Raw genomic sequence first — 13,923 nt, 5'->3', positions numbered from 1 at the left:
CATAGAAGCACGATCATCAAATCCGAGGAAGTCTCACAACAAGACTGGTATCGATCTTCAGCTCACGAGACCGCTCGCACCCGGCGGCGCCCGCCGGGCCGTGGTACTCGGTCCCTCTCGGCGGCGACGGCGGAGGCGGACACGAGCGTCGCGGCGGCGAGGCCGCCCCAGAGGGCGACCGGGCCGAGGGCGGCCAGAGCGGTGATGACCGCCGGTGAGACGGCGAGGCCGAAGCCCGTGGAGAGCTGGAAGCGGGCGAGGGCGCGTCCCAGGACGCGGGCCGGTGCGAGCGCGGTGACGAGCGCGGTGGCGCTGCCGGCATAGATGATCTCGCCGATCGTGCAGACCACGGACACCGCGGCGACGGCCGGGGTGCCCCGGCCGTGCCCGAGCGAGGCGGCCGCGAGGAAGCCGAGGTAGGACGCGGCCAGGACCACGCCCGACAGCGCCAGTACGGTCCGCCGGGAGAAGCGGGACATCAGGACGGTGACGGGCACCTGCAGGGTGACCACCAGCACCGTGTTGGCAACGAAGACCGCTGCCGGCCACACGGGGGACGCGTGGAACCGCGTCACCAGGACCAGCGGTATCGCGATCTCCGGGACGTTGAGGCAGAAGACGTAGACCACGTTGGCGGCGAGGAGGGCGAGCATCCGGGGCGCGGGCTCGTCGTCCCGGTCCTCGGCCGGGACGGCCTTCGCCGGATGTGCGTGCACGTGGACCGACCACGCCAAGGCCGCTGCGGCGAGGTACGCGAGCGCGGTGACGGCTGCGAGCGCCCGCAGCGCGGTGGTGCCGCCCGCCAGGCATGCGGTGGCGAGCAGTGCCCCCACGCCCAGGGCGGCGTTGCGCAGGGCGCGGGCGGCCGCGAGGGCGGTGTCGCGTTCTCGGCCGTGGGCGACCGTTGCCACGAGTGCGGCGTGGGCGGCAGGCCATGCCTGATTACCGATGCCGAGGAAGAGCGCCGCCGCCGCGAAGAGCCAGACGTGCCCCGCCGGGGCGGCCAGAAGCAGTGCCACGCCCAGCACCCGCACCAGCATCGCCGCCGCCACGACCGTGCTGCGTGCGCCGCTGTCCAACCATCGGCCCACCGCGGGCATGCACACCAGACCCGCGACGATGCCGACGGTCATGGCGGCGCCGGTGACCGTCGCGGACAGCTTCAATACCGTCACGCCATAGAGCAGCAGAAAGGGCCGCAGCAGGCCGGTGCCCAGCGCGTCCACGGCCAGCGCGACGGCATAGCGGGGGCCTCCGGAGGCGCGGACGAGGGCGCGGGGTCGGATCCTGGTGATGGTCGCCATGGCGTCAGACGGTGCGTCCGGCCGCCGGGCTGGAGCACGCCGGTTGACGCTTATCGTCAATCGACGCCGTGGCCGCGTCGTCCGGGCGGTGATGATGGGGGTATGACGCTGAGGATCGACATCAGCGGCCTGCCGTCCGAGCGGGTGCGGTTCGCCGCCTCCCCGCTGGCCGAGCTGACCGCGATGCTGCACGTGCTGGCCGAACCGGGGCACCATCCGCGGTTCGCCGGCTGGGCCGCGGACGTCTGGTCCGGGCTGCGGCCGGAGCTGGCCGAGCGGCTCAGGGAGGCGGAGTTCCTCTGGCGTTCCTCACAGGCCGACTTCCTGATCCCCGGACGGCCCCGCCCGACCCTCGCCGAGGAACTGGACGACGTCGACCGGATCGACGACGAGACGTACGTGACCGCCGCGCTCGTCACCACATGCGGCAGCAACCGGGTCCATTTCCCCGGGACGTCGCCGCTCACCGACACGACCGCGCGCGAGCGGGCCCTGGACGTGGCCCAGGCCCGCGGCGCGCTGCAGGAGGCCTTCGCGGAACGGCTGCTCGCGGACCCGCCCGCGGTGCGGGCGCGGGTGCGCCGCACCCTCGAAGAGTGCGCCGAGGCGTTCTTCGACGCCGCCTGGGCGGACGTCGCGGCGCGGCTCGCCACCGATCTGCGCCTGAAGAACGAGCTGCTCAGGCGGCAGGGTGCCGGGGCGGCGCTCGCCTCGGTCTCCGGCGCGGTCGCCCTGGCACCGGACGGCGACTGCATCATCGTGGACAAGGTGCAGGACAAGGCGACCGCCGCCCGCGGCGCCGGGGTCACCTTCATCCCCAGCGTCTTCGGCCGCCCGCACCTGGTGGCGGTCCACGCGCCCGGGTGGCATCCGGTGGTGCAGTACCCCGTCGCCGAGCCGGATCCGGAGGAGCCGGTCTCCCTGGAGACGGTCACCCTCCGGCTGGACGCGCTCGCGCATCCGGTGCGGCTGCGGCTCCTGCGGACACTGGCCCGAGGCCCGCACACCACCGGCGAGCTGGCCCACTTCTGGGAACTCTCGCCCCCGGAGGTGTCCCGTCACCTCGCCGTCCTGCGCCGCGCGGGCCTGCTCACCGCCCGGCGGGACGGCCGTTACGTCCGCTACACCCTCAACCTGGCCGACCTGACGTCGCTGGGCGCCGACCTGCTGGCGGCCGTACTGCGCTGAGCGGCTCCGGTCCGTGCCGCCGCGCGAGCAGTGCGGTCCTGCGTTCCGACGCTGTCTCGCGGCGGACGGCGCGGGATAGGGTCGGGGCGAATCGTGGGTCCAGCGGGCTGCCTGGGGGTGCGATGTCGGACGGGGAACGCCGGCGCGGGCTGGCGCAGGTGATCGCGTCCGCCGTCCTCGGGCTCGTCGTCCTGCCAGTGGTGACCAACGTGGCGACCGGCGGCGACCCGCCGTGGTGGGCGATCCCGTCGGTGCTGCTGGTGGGGGCCCTCGTGACCTGGCTGACGGTCGTGCAGTACCGCGCCCAGAGCCGGGCACCGGCGACCGGGGACTTCCCGGCCGAGTTCCGGCGGCGGGCGCTGCGCCGGGCGCGCGCGGTGCTGGACGCGCGCCTGGCCTACCGTCCCACCACATGGGCGCGCCTCGACCTGGCGGACGCCTCCGACCAGATCCGCGCTCCGGACGATCTGACCGTGACCGACGAACCGCGGCGCCCGCCGGGCTCGGTGCCGGCCGCGTTCGACGCGTCCGGCCGGTCGCTGCTCCTGCTGGGCGCGCCGGGCGCGGGCAAGACCACCCAGCTCCTCGATCTCGCGGACCGGCTCCTCGCCGACGCGGAGTCGGGCGCGGAGCAGCCGATCCCCGTCGTCGTCGACCTGGCCTCGTTCCGCTCCGCCGGGCCGACGGGCCGCTGGCCGAGGCAGCGGGCGCTGGCGCCGTCCGACCGTGAACGGGACACGCGCTGGCTGCTGCGGAGCCTGCGCCGCGAGTACGGCCTCGGCCGGCAGGTCGCCGAGCGATGGCTCGCGGCGCACCGGATCGTGCTCCTTCTGGACGGCCTGGACGAGGTCCCCGGCGTTCACCGCGCGGCGTGCCTGCGATGGATCAACTTCCTGCAGCGCCGCTACGGCGTTCCCCCGATGGCGGTGTGCAGCAGGGAACGCGAGTACGCCGGCCTCGGGGAGAAGCTCGCCGTGCAGGGCGCCGTGCTCATCGCGCCGCTTCCTCGGGAACGCGTCATGGCGTGGCTCGGGGAAGGCGGCCCGGTCCTGGACCATGTCCGCCAGGCGATCGAGGACGATCCCACCCTTCTGGACCTGCTGGACGCTCCGCTTTGGCTGGACGTCCTGGCCGCCGTGTCCCGGCCATCCCGGCAGGTACGGCGCGGGCGGCCGCTGGATAGGCGGCGGCGGGCGCTCCTCGACGCCTATGTGGACGAGGCGATTCGGCGCGGTGACCAGTCGGCCGGATACACGCGCGGGGACGTGGCCCGGTGGCTCGGGTTTCTCGGGCGGGCGGCGGTCTCCGTGGTCGCGAGCCGGCGGCGCTTCGGCCTGGTCGCCGTGGGCGCCGGATTGCCGGACGATGCCGTCCCACCGGTGAAGGCATGGATCGCCGCCCCGGTGACGGTGCTGGTGACGGTCGCCGGAGCGGCGGTCCTGTGGTGGCATGCGGGGGCCGCTGCCGCTGTGTCGGGCGCGGCGGTCGCGGCGCTCTCGGTGCTGCCTTGGCGGGTGGCCCGCGCGATGGCGGAGGACGGTTCCGGCGATTCCGGTGACGGGCCGGATGACCGGGCCCTCGCCCGGCCGATCATCCGGCCGCGTCCCGGCAGGCTCGCGGCGCTCGCCGCGGTGGTGACGCTCGCCGCGGCGGGCCTGGCCGGGGCCGCCCTGGGCGTGGCCGAAGCGCTGGCCGCGCTGGTGGGCCTGCTGCCCCGCGTGTCCGCCCACGCCCACTTCTGGCCGGTCGGACGCTGGATCGCCTTCCTGGCGGCCGTTCTGATCGTGGCGTTCTGCTTCGGGGTCGTCATGGCCGCCATCGCGACGGTACGGTCCCGGCACTCCGTCCGGACCTCCGGACACTGGCTGGGCCGGTTCCTGCTCGCGGCACTGGTGGACACCCTCATCGGGCTGGTGGCCTGCGCCGCCGCCATCTACGTGCTGGGGCTGGCGTACCTTGCCCTCGCCTCGATTCCCGACCGGTACCTGTTCACCGGCACCATCGCGCTGGCCTTCTTCGCGGCCGGGGGCGTGGTCGGCTTCATGACCGACACGATGGCGGGCGGCCGGAGCGGCTTCGGCTCGCCGCAGGAGTACTGGGTGTCCCTCGTGGGGCTGGAGGCGATCGTCGCCGGGTTCGCCCTCGTGTTCGCGTACCGGCACGGATGGGTCTCGCAGGCGCTGCTCTTCCACCTGGCGGCCATCGGCGTCGGTGGCGGCGCCGGGCTGTTCCTCGCCGCCCAGGCCCGCTGGTGGAGCGCGCGCTCCGGGGAGTTGACGGCCCTGTGCCTGTCCTCGATCGGGTACCTGCCCTGGCGTCTGGGTCGTTTCCTGGACTACGCCGCCCGCCGCGACCTGCTGCGGCGAGAAGGCCCGGACTACCGGTTCCGGCACCAGTTGTTCGCCGAGCACTTCGCCCCGTCCGACCAGTGACGTCCTTCCGGCGGAGGTGAGCGCCGAGATGACGGCGACGGTGACCGGTGCGCGCATGAGGGTCCTCCCCTCGAAGCCGGGATCATCCCAGTAGACACTGGTGTTTTTTTGGCGGTCGTTGGATAGTGCTCCCATGAAACGTGTCATCGCGGTCATCTCCACCGTCGCCGCCCTCGCGTCTCTTCCCGCCCCCGCCCTCGCGGCCGGCCACGAACTCGGCACGGTCTCCCTGCCCTTCCTGTGGCCGACGGCCCGGCTCTACGACGTCACCGCCGACGGCGCGGGCGGTGTCTGGGTCGGCGGCGTACAGGGCAAGTACTGCGTCCGCTGGGGCGACCTGTGCCCGGTGTACAACGACGGGAACCCGGTCGTGCGGCGTCGGGTGGGCTCCTCATGGAAGGAGTATCCGATCAACGGCTGGGCGGGCCAGGGCGAGATCGCGCGGATCGCCTCGGGTGCGGGCGAGACCTGGATCGCCGGCGGGCCGAGCGCCAGCGGGAGTTCGAGCACGTACATGGCGCGCTTCGACGGCTCGGCGTTCCAGCAGGTGGCGGCTCCGGCCAAGTACGTCACCACGCTCGTCACCGGCGCGGCGGGCACCTTCGCCAGCGCCTGGGACTTGGATTCCGGGAGTGGGCTGTTCAAGCGCACCGGCGATACCTGGACCGCGGTCGACGTGCCCGGGGTCGACTACGTCGCCGACCTTCAGGCGCTCACCGCGTCCGACGCATGGGCGGTCGGCTACAAGGACGGCCTGCAGCAGGTGCCCGCCGTCGCGCACTTCGACGGCGCCGCCTGGAAGAGCGTCCCGCTGCCCGCGGTCACCGAGAACGATTGGTTCCGCAAGGTCGTCCCGGTCGCCGCGAACGACGTCTGGGGCATCACGGCCAAGCGTCTGGCGCACTGGAACGGCACCGCGTGGACCTACATCGCCGCCCCGGCAGGGCTCCCCGACTTCGGCGACCTGACCGTGGACTCGTCGGGGACCCCCTGGGTCGTGGCGGAAGCGTCCGCGCCGCCCGAGGAGCCCCCGTACCGCTACAGCGGCGGCAAGTGGGAGGCGGTGACGATCCCGGCCGGGACCGAGGTGCACGACCTCGCCGCCGTGGCCGGCGGCATCTGGGGAGTGGGCACGCGAGGAGACGGCCCAGCGGCCTTCAACGGGTCGTGACGCCCGGCTGAGCGACGGCCGCCGGGTGGGCGGATCCCGGACGCTTCGGACTCGCCATGCTCGTGTGTCCCAGGTCACCGTTCCGGTTCGCGGCGCGGCCGACGGATTCTCCGTCGGCCGCGGGTCTGGATGTCGACCGAACTCGACCACGACACGAGGAGTGTCTGATGTCCGATTCTTTCCACACGGCGGTCGTGACCGGTGCCGGCCGCGGCTTCGGGCGGGCGATCGCCACCGCGCTCGTCGCAGCCGGCACCGGTGTCGTCGGCATCGCCCGCGACGAGCGGGAACTGCGTGCCGTCAGCGAGGAACTGGGGGAGGGCTTCACCCCGGTCGCGGCCGACGCCACCGGCGAGGCGCTCGCTCGGAGCGTGATCCGCGAACACCGGCCGGACCTGCTCGTCCTCAACGCCGGAGTCATGCCGCACATGGCGCCCCTGCACGAGCAGACCTGGGAGACCTTCAGCCGCAACTGGCACGTCGACACCCGGCACGTCTTCACCTGGACGCGGGCGGCGCTGCTCGAACCGCTGGCCCCGGGCAGCGCGGTCGTCGCGATGTCCAGCGGGGCGGTCGTGGCCGGGTCCCCGCTCAGCGGAGGGTATGCCGGCGCCAAGGCCGCGATCCGGTACATCAGCGGTTACGCCGCCGAGGAGTCGGACAGGGCCGGGCTCGGCATCCGCTTCGTCGCGCTGCTCCCGCAGCTCACGCCGGCGACCGGCCTCGGGGCGGAGGCGGTCGCCGACTACGCGGCGCGTCAGGGCGTCGACCGGGACGCCTTCACCCGCGGTCTCCAGCCGGTGCTCACCCCGGAGCAGGTCGCCAAGGCGGTCATGGACGTCGCCGGCGACCGCGACGGCGCCCCGGCCTACCTGGTCGCCGGTGCCGGGACGCGCCCGCTCGACTGAGCGTCTGCTGAGCAGCAGGGAGAACGAGCCTTGATGGGCGGATTCGACGGCTGCGCGCCCGGTCGGCGGGAGGAGCCGACCGGGCACCGCGGGGACGCCCGATCTCAGGCGGCCTTCTTCCACTCGATGATCTGGAGGTAGTTCCCGTCCGGGTCGGCGAACGTGCCGAACCTGCCCTTCTCCCGGTCCTCGACCGAGATCCATTTCACGCCGGCCGCGTTCAGCTGGGCCTCCACCGCGTCGAAGTCGTCGACGTGGAAGTTGATGATCGTGCGGCCCGGCTGGTCGTTCTCCGCCTCGACGTCGTCGCGCCCGTCGATGACCAGCAGGAAGCCGCCCAGGTCGATCGCGCCCTCGCCGGCGGACTCCGGCGCCAGCGCCTTGACGTACCATTCCCGCAGTTCGGCGGGACGGGTCGTGCCGAGCAGCATGCTGCCGGGTTTCAGCGTTGCCATGTCGAAACTCCTCGTCATGTGATCACGCATTGCGGTAAGGGCCGTCGCCATTCGACGCGTCCCGCGCGGCGGGCGCTCATGCTCCGGTGTTCGCCGACTTGACCTCGACGAGGATCACGTTCACCTCGCCCGCCAGCAGCTCCCAGGCGTGTTCGAAGGCGTTCTCCTGCCAGACGACCGCGCCGGGGTTCAGATCCACGATCTGCTTCGTCCCGTCCGCCCAGGTCACCTTCTGCCGCCCGGAGCCGAGGTTGACCACGAGCATCGGGAGGTGCGAGTGCATCTCGTTCTTCCAGCCGTGAGAGGCCCGCGCCTGGATCACCCGAACGTGCTCGTTGTCGAACAGGACTTGATGCGCATCGGGATCGACGATCGTCGCATGGTGGTACCGCTCGGCCGTGGCCGGGCCCTCGTCCTGAAGTGCATCGCTCATCGCAGGCTCCTGTCTGCCGGATTGCGCTCGTCGCGCGACCTTGGCGCCCCTGAACCTCGCTGGTTCCGGCAGGTCGCCCGCCAACCATAGCCACGGCAGGTTGTAAAAAACAACTAGTGAAAGTTGTTTTTCAGAACCAAGGCTAGGATCGGAGCGGAGACAAGGAGGGGGTGGCCGTGCCGACCAGCCGCAGTTATCGGGACTCATGTGGGATGGCCCGGGCTCTCGACGTCGTCGGAGAGCGGTGGGCGCTGCTGGTCGTCCGGGAGCTGCTCCTGGTGCCTCAGCGCTTCTCCGAGCTGCGGCACGCTCTGCCCAACGCCAGCTCGAACCTGCTCGCCGACCGGCTCCGGGAACTCGAGCAGCACGGGGTGGTCCATCGCCGCAGGCTGGGGGCGACGTCGGGCCCGCAGGTCTACGAGCTGACCGAGTGGGGCCGCAGGCTGGAGCCGGTCGTCCTGGCGCTGAGCGAGTGGGGGATCGACGCCCCCAGCCCGCCGGAGCCGAGCTCCCTCAGCGCCACCTCGGTGCTGCTGTTCCTGCGCGTCGGCGTTCGTCCCGACCCGGCGGCGCCGCCGATCGTCTGCCGCCTCGATCTCGACGGCTCGATCTGGACGGTCCGCGTGGAGTCCGGAGAGGTGCACGTGCAGAGCGGCGAACCGGCCAGGGCCGACATCTCGCTCCGCACGGACCCCAAGACGCTCGGCGGCCTGCTGGCGGACCCGGCCTCGCTCGACGCGGCGCTCGCCGAAGGAAGACTGGCCTTCGTGGGCGATCTTCCGACCCTCAACCGGCTGCTGTACGGAGACGCCGCCCGCGCTGACCGCCCATGACATTGGAGTCCGCACGGGCGGTCGGCGAAGCTCGGCGCGTGCGAGGAGTTCAGGTGTTTCCTGGGCCGGGATTCGTGCCGGCCGCGCAGGCCGTGCCGTAGCCGGGCAGGTCGCCGCCCAGGGCCGCCGCCGCCAGGAAGCGTTCGGTGACCGCCCGGTGCTCGCCCGGCGCCGGCCGGAACCGCGGGCGGCGCCCTCGGACGTGCCGCCGGGCCCGGTACGCCATCTGCTGGACCGCCCGTTCGGTGCGTCCGACGATGGCCGCGATCTCCGCGTGCGCGAAGCCGAACACGTCGTGCAGCAGGAACACCGCGCGCTCGGTGGGGGACAGGGTCTCCAGGACGACCAGCAGACCCGCCGCCACCGCGTCGACCGGGCGCGGCTCCCCGGAGGCGCCGTTCGGCGGGCCGTCGGGACGGTCCTCGTCGAGGGTCACTTCGCGCCGCGCCCGTATCCTGCGGAGTTCGTCGATCGCCTGCCGGGTCACCAGCCGGAACAGGTACGCGCCGGGGTCGGCGACCGCGCCGTGGTCCACCCGGCTCCAGCGAAGCCATGCCTCTTGAAGGACGTCGTCGGCATCCGCCCGGTTTCCGAGCATCCGGTACGCCGCCGCCCAAAGCGCGGCCCGGCGCCTCTCGAACAGTTCGCCCGCCGTGTCCATCGCGCCCTCCCGTCCAGGTCCCTCACCAGCAAGACGGTTCGGCGGGCGCCGACGTCACGCGTGACGCCAGGGGATTTCCATCCGTCGTACCGAGTGGACATCGCCCGGCGACCCGAAAGGCGTGACATGACATCGACCCCACTCTCCGACCAGAACCGGCGGTTCGTCCTGGAGGCCGTGTCGCGGTTCGGCGCGGGCGACATCGCCGGATTCACCGAACTGCTCGGCGAGGATTTCGTCTCGCACAACCCCCGCGTGGCGCACGATCCCACGGCGCGGTCCGGGCGCCAGGCGTTCGCGGACTTCCTGAGCGGGCCCGGCGGCGCGCACCTGCGGGACGCGACCGTAGCGGTCGAGCACGTCCTCGCCGACGGCGACCTGGTCGCCGTGCACACCCACGTGGCCACCCCGCAGGGCGACCTCGCGACCGTCGACATCTTCCGCGTGGACGCCGGCGAGATCGTCGAGCACTGGGACGTCGTCCAACCGGTCCCCGACGAGGTGCTCCACCCGCACGGGATGTTCTGACCGCCGCCGGGGATCGAACCGGACGCGAGGCCCTCGCCTCCCGCAGGCCGCTCCCTACAAGGAGCCGAGCGCGTGGCCCGTCGTCGCGTCGACGTGGTCCGGGACGGCCTCATGGCGGTCGCCGACCGAGGGCGTCCCCGACGGCTCGAACAACAGGATCGCGGCCCCGCCGGGAGCGGACGGCTTGTGCTCGGTGCCGCGCGGGACGGTGAAGACCGCGCCCCGGGGCAGCCGGACCGTCCGCTCCCCGTCGGGGCCGCGCAGGGCGATGTGCAGTTCCCCGTCGAGCACCAGGAAGAACTCGTCGGTGTCGTCATGGACGTGCCAGATGTGCTCGCCCTCGACCTTGGCGACGCGCACGTCATAGTCGTTGACGCGCGTGACGATGCGAGGGCTCCACAGCGCGTCGAAGGAGGCCAGGGCCTGGGCGAGGTCGATGGGTCCGTTGCTCATGCATCGCATCCTGGCGGTCCGGGCGCCCCCGGCGTGAGTGCTAGGAATAGCACATGGCGCAAGGATCCTCGCAGGCCCGCGAAACGGCGGCCCCGCACAAGGTCGTCGTGATCGTGGACGAGAACTCCAACCCCTTCGAGCTGGGCTGCGCGACCGAGGTCTTCGGCCTGCGCAGGCCGGAGCTCGGCCGCGACCTCTACGACTTCCGGCTGTGCTCGCCCGAGCCCCGCACGCCGATGCGGGACGGGTTCTTCACCCTCACCGGCGTCGCCGGCCTGGACGCGGCCGAAGCGGCGGACACCGTGATCGTGCCCAACCGTCCCGATGTCGAGGTGCCGCGCCGGCCCGCGGTGCTCGACGCGATCCGGCGGGCACACGCGCGCGGCGCCCGCCTGGTCGGCTTCTGCAGCGGCGCGTTCACGCTGGCCGAGGCCGGGGTCCTCGACGGGCGCCGCGCCACCGCGCACTGGCAGTGGGCCGAGGACTTCCGTGCCCGGTTCCCGTCCGTCCGGCTGGAGACCGACGTGCTGTTCGTGGACGACGGCGACGTCCTCACCGCCGCGGGGAGCGCCGCCGCGCTCGACCTCGGCCTGTACATCGTCCGCCGCGACCACGGCGCGGAGGTCGCCAACGCGGTGAGCCGGCGGCTGGTGTTCGCCGCGCACCGCGACGGCGGGCAGCGGCAGTTCGTGGAGCGGCCCGTGCCCGACGCGCCCGACGAGTCCCTCGCGCCCGTCCTGGCCTGGGCCCAGGAGCGGCTGGACGCCCCGCTCACGGTGTCCGATCTCGCGGCGCGTGCCGCGGTCAGCCCGGCGACGCTGCACCGCCGCTTCCGGGCGCAGTTGGGCACGACGCCGCTCGGATGGCTGACGGGGGAGCGGCTCGGCCTGGCGTGCCGCATGATCGAGCGGGGCGAGTCGCGGTTCGAGAGGGTCGCGCGGTACAGCGGGCTGGGGACCGCCGCCAACCTGCGCGCGCTGATGCGCCGCAAGATCGGGCTCACCCCGCTGGAGTACCGGCGCCGCTTCGGCCCCGGCACGGGCGCCGACGCCGGCGGCGCCCCGTCGACGACGGAGGCTCAGCCGCGGCTCTCGAGGTAGCCGGCGATCGACTCGGCGAGGACGGCGCGCGCCTCGTCGATGTCGGTCCAGGTGCTCAGGTTCTGCTCCAGGTAGAGGCCGTGGACGGCGGCCGGCAGGAGGTGGCGAACGCGCTCCAGCCGGTAGGCGTCGACGACGAGCCCGCGGAAGGCCCGCGCGTAGGCGCGCCGCCAGTGACGGTCCCAGAGCGCGAGCTGCGCGGTCGTCCGGGGATAGGCGTCGGCCAGCTCGGCGGTGTTGCGGGGCAGCAGGCCGCGCAGCGTCGCCACCGCCCGGCCGGGGGTGGAGTCGAGACCCGACCAGAGGGCGTCGACGATCCGGGTCATCCGTTCGGTGACGGACCCGTCGTCCATCTCCTTCCACGGCAGCATCTCGCCCCGGCCCGCCAGTTCCTGGAGGACCGCGGCCCAGAGCCCGTCGACGCCGCCGAACTGGTGCTGGACCGTGCCCCAGGTGACGCCCGCGCGTTTCGCGACCAGGTTGGCGCTGACCTCACCGCCGCGCTCCCCGTCGGCGAGCACGTCGATCGCGGTCCCGATCACCCGGGCGCGGGTCTCCAGGCCGCGCCGGTTGAGCGGGGCCCCTCTCGCGTTGACGGGCGTGCCGGTGGCGCCGCGGCTCGCCGGGTCACCCGCCTCCGCCGCCCTGTCGGTCGAGGGCTCGGTCACGAGGCGATTGTAGATCGGACGGCGTGGCCGGCGAGGCCGCACCGGCCAAAGAAGCATAGATGTATCTATGTGATCCTTGTTGGCGCTCGTGCTTCCGGTATACGGTCGGCGCATGACGAGCCGCCGTTCCTTTCCCGAAGAATCCGCGGTGGGCGTCGGCGGCTTCGTCCGCGAGGACACGCCGACCGCCGAGGTGGACCGCCGGGAAGCGGTGATGGCGTCGCTGACCGGGACCGTGCGCGAGCTGATCGACGCCACGATCCGGACGACCGTCGACGACGACGAGGTGCACCGGATCCGCGACGACCTCGCCGCGCTCGTCGCGCGGCTGCGCACCGCCCAACTGCCCGGTCCCGCCGGCATCCGGTACAACGGCGAGCTCCGGTCCTGGAACTGGGGCAATGCCGTGATGGGCGCGGCGAACGCGATCGCCCCGCCCCTGCGCGTGGTGCACGATTCGTCGGGATGCCACGCCGACGTGGTCCTCGGTGCGGCGTACGAGGGGCCTCCCGGGCTGGTGCACGGGGGAGTCTCCGCGATGCTTCTCGACCACATCATGGGGGAGGCGGCGTCCGGGATGCGCCGCACGGCCTTCACCGGGACGCTCACCATGCGCTACCGGCGCGGGACTCCGCTCGGCCCGCTCCGCCTCGAAGCGGGCATCGTCCGCGAGGAGGGGCGCAAGGTGTTCGTGGCCGGGTCGATCTCGGACGCCGGCGGGGTGACCGTCGAGGCCGACGGGGTGTTCATCCAGCCGGTGGGGGCGCCGACGGCTGACGGGCGCTAGCTCATCGAGCCAGACCAGTACATAGAGGTGACTATGTCTCCTGCTGCCGGTGGTTCCCGCAGTGAGTTCTCCGGAGGAGGGGCTCCATGAGGTCGCTCGCGGAGGGGAGTGTCGCCGTCGTCACCGGGTCGTCCCGCGGCATCGGGCTGGAGGTGGCCCGCGCGCTGGCGGGCGCGGGAGCGTCCGTCGTGATCAACGGACGCGATCCGGCGGCCGTCGGCGATGCCGTCGCCGAGCTGGGCGCATCGGCACGGGCCGTCGGCGTGGCCGGTTCCGCCGCGGACCCCGGCGTGGTCGAGTCGCTGGTCCGTGCGGCCCGGGACCTCGGCACCCCCGACATCCTCGTCAACTGTGCGGGCACCGCCGAGCCTCCCGGGTCCTCGATCCTGGACATCTCCGTGGAGGCCTGGCGCGAGCTCATCGATGTCCACCTCCACGCGACGTTCCTGACCTGCCGGGCGTTCGCTCCGCTCATGGTCGGGGCGGGACGGGGCTGGATCGTGAACACCAGCTCGCACGCGTTCACCGGGGCCTTCGGAGGGACCGGCTACCCGGCGGGAAAGGGAGCCGTGAACAGCCTGACCTACGCGCTGGCGGCCGAGCTCCGGGAACACGGCGTCCGGGTGAACGCGGTCTGCCCCGGGGCCGAGACGCGCCTGTCGAGCGGCGCTGACTATGAAGCCGGCATCGAACGGCTGCACCGGCGGGGCATCCTGGACGACCTCATGCACTCCGGAGCGCTGGCGCCGCCTCCCGCCGAGTACGTCGCCCAGCTCTACGTCTTCCTCGCGAGCACCGAGTCGCCCGACGTCACGGGGCGGGTGTTCGTGGGTGCAGGGGGGTACATCGGGGAGTTCCCGCGTCCGGTCGAGCGGTACCTCACCTGGCGGGACCATGGCACCTCCCCGCCGTGGACCCCGGACGAGATCGCCGCGACGGTGACCGGGGATCAGTGAAGGCGGCTCCGAGCGGCGGGTGTTGGCGAACGCCGAGCGCGCGCGG

Annotated in this window: 15 protein-coding genes; 9 read left to right on the top strand and 6 right to left on the bottom strand. The window is 73.0% G+C overall.

Annotated elements, in window-relative coordinates:
- Nucleotides 1–62: 62 nt before the first annotated feature.
- Nucleotides 63–1,304 carry an MFS transporter gene (locus amrb99_RS05355; protein WP_190853025.1) on the bottom strand — a complete coding sequence of 414 codons (1,242 nt, stop codon included), beginning with the start codon at nt 1,302–1,304 and terminating at the stop codon, nt 63–65.
- Between the two features lie 102 nt (nt 1,305–1,406).
- Here amrb99_RS05355 and amrb99_RS05350 point away from each other — a divergent pair, with 102 nt between their 5' ends.
- The 4 genes from amrb99_RS05350 to amrb99_RS05335 all read left to right on the top strand — a co-directional run bounded on the left by amrb99_RS05350 (nt 1,407) and on the right by amrb99_RS05335 (nt 7,003).
- A complete protein-coding gene (locus amrb99_RS05350; RefSeq protein WP_190853022.1) occupies nt 1,407–2,492 on the top strand; it encodes a helix-turn-helix domain-containing protein in 1,086 nt (361 codons plus the stop codon).
- A 122-nt stretch (nt 2,493–2,614) separates the two neighbouring features.
- Nucleotides 2,615–4,924, top strand: a complete 2,310-nt coding sequence (locus amrb99_RS05345) for a hypothetical protein (protein ID WP_190853020.1) — start codon at nt 2,615–2,617, stop codon at nt 4,922–4,924.
- Between the two features lie 133 nt (nt 4,925–5,057).
- The gene (locus tag amrb99_RS05340) at nt 5,058–6,095 is read left to right on the top strand and encodes a hypothetical protein (protein ID WP_190853018.1); all 1,038 of its coding nucleotides are present in this window, start codon (nt 5,058–5,060) and stop codon (nt 6,093–6,095) included.
- Between the two features lie 167 nt (nt 6,096–6,262).
- Nucleotides 6,263–7,003: an SDR family oxidoreductase gene (locus amrb99_RS05335; RefSeq protein WP_190853016.1), complete on the top strand. Its 741-nt coding sequence runs from the start codon at nt 6,263–6,265 to the stop codon at nt 7,001–7,003.
- A 104-nt stretch (nt 7,004–7,107) separates the two neighbouring features.
- Here the strand turns inward: amrb99_RS05335 and amrb99_RS05330 are convergent, their stop codons facing one another.
- The gene (locus amrb99_RS05330; protein ID WP_190853014.1) at nt 7,108–7,458 is read right to left on the bottom strand and encodes a VOC family protein; all 351 of its coding nucleotides are present in this window, start codon (nt 7,456–7,458) and stop codon (nt 7,108–7,110) included.
- A 76-nt stretch (nt 7,459–7,534) separates the two neighbouring features.
- Nucleotides 7,535–7,891, bottom strand: coding sequence for a hypothetical protein (locus amrb99_RS05325; protein WP_190853011.1), 357 nt, complete (start codon nt 7,889–7,891; stop codon nt 7,535–7,537).
- A gap of 212 nt (nt 7,892–8,103) precedes the next feature.
- Here amrb99_RS05325 and amrb99_RS05320 point away from each other — a divergent pair, with 212 nt between their 5' ends.
- Nucleotides 8,104–8,724: a winged helix-turn-helix transcriptional regulator gene (locus amrb99_RS05320; protein ID WP_194736587.1), complete on the top strand. Its 621-nt coding sequence runs from the start codon at nt 8,104–8,106 to the stop codon at nt 8,722–8,724.
- 49 nt (nt 8,725–8,773) lie between these two features.
- Here the strand turns inward: amrb99_RS05320 and amrb99_RS05315 are convergent, their stop codons facing one another.
- Nucleotides 8,774–9,385 carry a sigma-70 family RNA polymerase sigma factor gene (locus amrb99_RS05315; protein WP_190853006.1) on the bottom strand — a complete coding sequence of 204 codons (612 nt, stop codon included), beginning with the start codon at nt 9,383–9,385 and terminating at the stop codon, nt 8,774–8,776.
- Between the two features lie 126 nt (nt 9,386–9,511).
- Here amrb99_RS05315 and amrb99_RS05310 point away from each other — a divergent pair, with 126 nt between their 5' ends.
- Nucleotides 9,512–9,913 (top strand): nuclear transport factor 2 family protein, encoded by a 402-nt coding sequence (locus tag amrb99_RS05310; protein WP_190853005.1) that lies wholly within the window; start codon nt 9,512–9,514, stop codon nt 9,911–9,913.
- A gap of 54 nt (nt 9,914–9,967) precedes the next feature.
- On the opposite strand, the gene amrb99_RS05305 is transcribed toward amrb99_RS05310, so the two are convergent.
- Complete coding sequence (locus tag amrb99_RS05305) at nt 9,968–10,366, bottom strand: cupin domain-containing protein (protein ID WP_190853003.1); 399 nt, start codon at nt 10,364–10,366, stop codon at nt 9,968–9,970.
- 53 nt (nt 10,367–10,419) lie between these two features.
- Here amrb99_RS05305 and amrb99_RS05300 point away from each other — a divergent pair, with 53 nt between their 5' ends.
- Nucleotides 10,420–11,466, top strand: a complete 1,047-nt coding sequence (locus tag amrb99_RS05300) for a helix-turn-helix domain-containing protein (protein WP_190853001.1) — start codon at nt 10,420–10,422, stop codon at nt 11,464–11,466.
- On the opposite strand, the gene amrb99_RS05295 is transcribed toward amrb99_RS05300, so the two are convergent.
- Nucleotides 11,445–12,134, bottom strand: coding sequence for a TetR/AcrR family transcriptional regulator (locus tag amrb99_RS05295; RefSeq protein WP_206699795.1), 690 nt, complete (start codon nt 12,132–12,134; stop codon nt 11,445–11,447). The genes amrb99_RS05300 and amrb99_RS05295 overlap by 22 nt on opposite strands.
- Nucleotides 12,135–12,246: 112 nt before the next feature.
- Here amrb99_RS05295 and amrb99_RS05290 point away from each other — a divergent pair, with 112 nt between their 5' ends.
- Complete coding sequence (locus tag amrb99_RS05290) at nt 12,247–12,921, top strand: PaaI family thioesterase (RefSeq protein WP_190852999.1); 675 nt, start codon at nt 12,247–12,249, stop codon at nt 12,919–12,921.
- A gap of 86 nt (nt 12,922–13,007) precedes the next feature.
- Entirely contained in the window at nt 13,008–13,877 is an 870-nt protein-coding gene (locus amrb99_RS05285) for an SDR family oxidoreductase (protein WP_190852997.1), read from the top strand.
- Nucleotides 13,878–13,923: the final 46 nt, after the last annotated feature.

It is taken from the genome of Actinomadura sp. RB99 (genome assembly GCF_014706005.1).
Taxonomy (GTDB): Bacteria; Actinomycetota; Actinomycetes; order Streptosporangiales; family Streptosporangiaceae; genus Spirillospora.
This window is presented reverse-complemented; position numbering and strand designations above follow the sequence as displayed.

Coding starts and splice junctions, on each gene's coding strand:
- amrb99_RS05285 (WP_190852997.1), top strand. CDS start 13,008: ATGAGGTCGCTCGCGGAGGGGAGTGTCGCCGTCGTCACCGGGTCGTCC.
- amrb99_RS05330 (WP_190853014.1), bottom strand. CDS start 7,458: ATGGCAACGCTGAAACCCGGCAGCATGCTGCTCGGCACGACCCGTCCC.
- amrb99_RS05290 (WP_190852999.1), top strand. CDS start 12,247: ATGACGAGCCGCCGTTCCTTTCCCGAAGAATCCGCGGTGGGCGTCGGC.
- amrb99_RS05350 (WP_190853022.1), top strand. CDS start 1,407: ATGACGCTGAGGATCGACATCAGCGGCCTGCCGTCCGAGCGGGTGCGG.
- amrb99_RS05355 (WP_190853025.1), bottom strand. CDS start 1,304: ATGGCGACCATCACCAGGATCCGACCCCGCGCCCTCGTCCGCGCCTCC.
- amrb99_RS05320 (WP_194736587.1), top strand. CDS start 8,104: ATGGCCCGGGCTCTCGACGTCGTCGGAGAGCGGTGGGCGCTGCTGGTC.
- amrb99_RS05305 (WP_190853003.1), bottom strand. CDS start 10,366: ATGAGCAACGGACCCATCGACCTCGCCCAGGCCCTGGCCTCCTTCGAC.
- amrb99_RS05345 (WP_190853020.1), top strand. CDS start 2,615: ATGTCGGACGGGGAACGCCGGCGCGGGCTGGCGCAGGTGATCGCGTCC.
- amrb99_RS05310 (WP_190853005.1), top strand. CDS start 9,512: ATGACATCGACCCCACTCTCCGACCAGAACCGGCGGTTCGTCCTGGAG.
- amrb99_RS05335 (WP_190853016.1), top strand. CDS start 6,263: ATGTCCGATTCTTTCCACACGGCGGTCGTGACCGGTGCCGGCCGCGGC.
- amrb99_RS05315 (WP_190853006.1), bottom strand. CDS start 9,385: ATGGACACGGCGGGCGAACTGTTCGAGAGGCGCCGGGCCGCGCTTTGG.
- amrb99_RS05340 (WP_190853018.1), top strand. CDS start 5,058: ATGAAACGTGTCATCGCGGTCATCTCCACCGTCGCCGCCCTCGCGTCT.
- amrb99_RS05300 (WP_190853001.1), top strand. CDS start 10,420: ATGGCGCAAGGATCCTCGCAGGCCCGCGAAACGGCGGCCCCGCACAAG.
- amrb99_RS05325 (WP_190853011.1), bottom strand. CDS start 7,891: ATGAGCGATGCACTTCAGGACGAGGGCCCGGCCACGGCCGAGCGGTAC.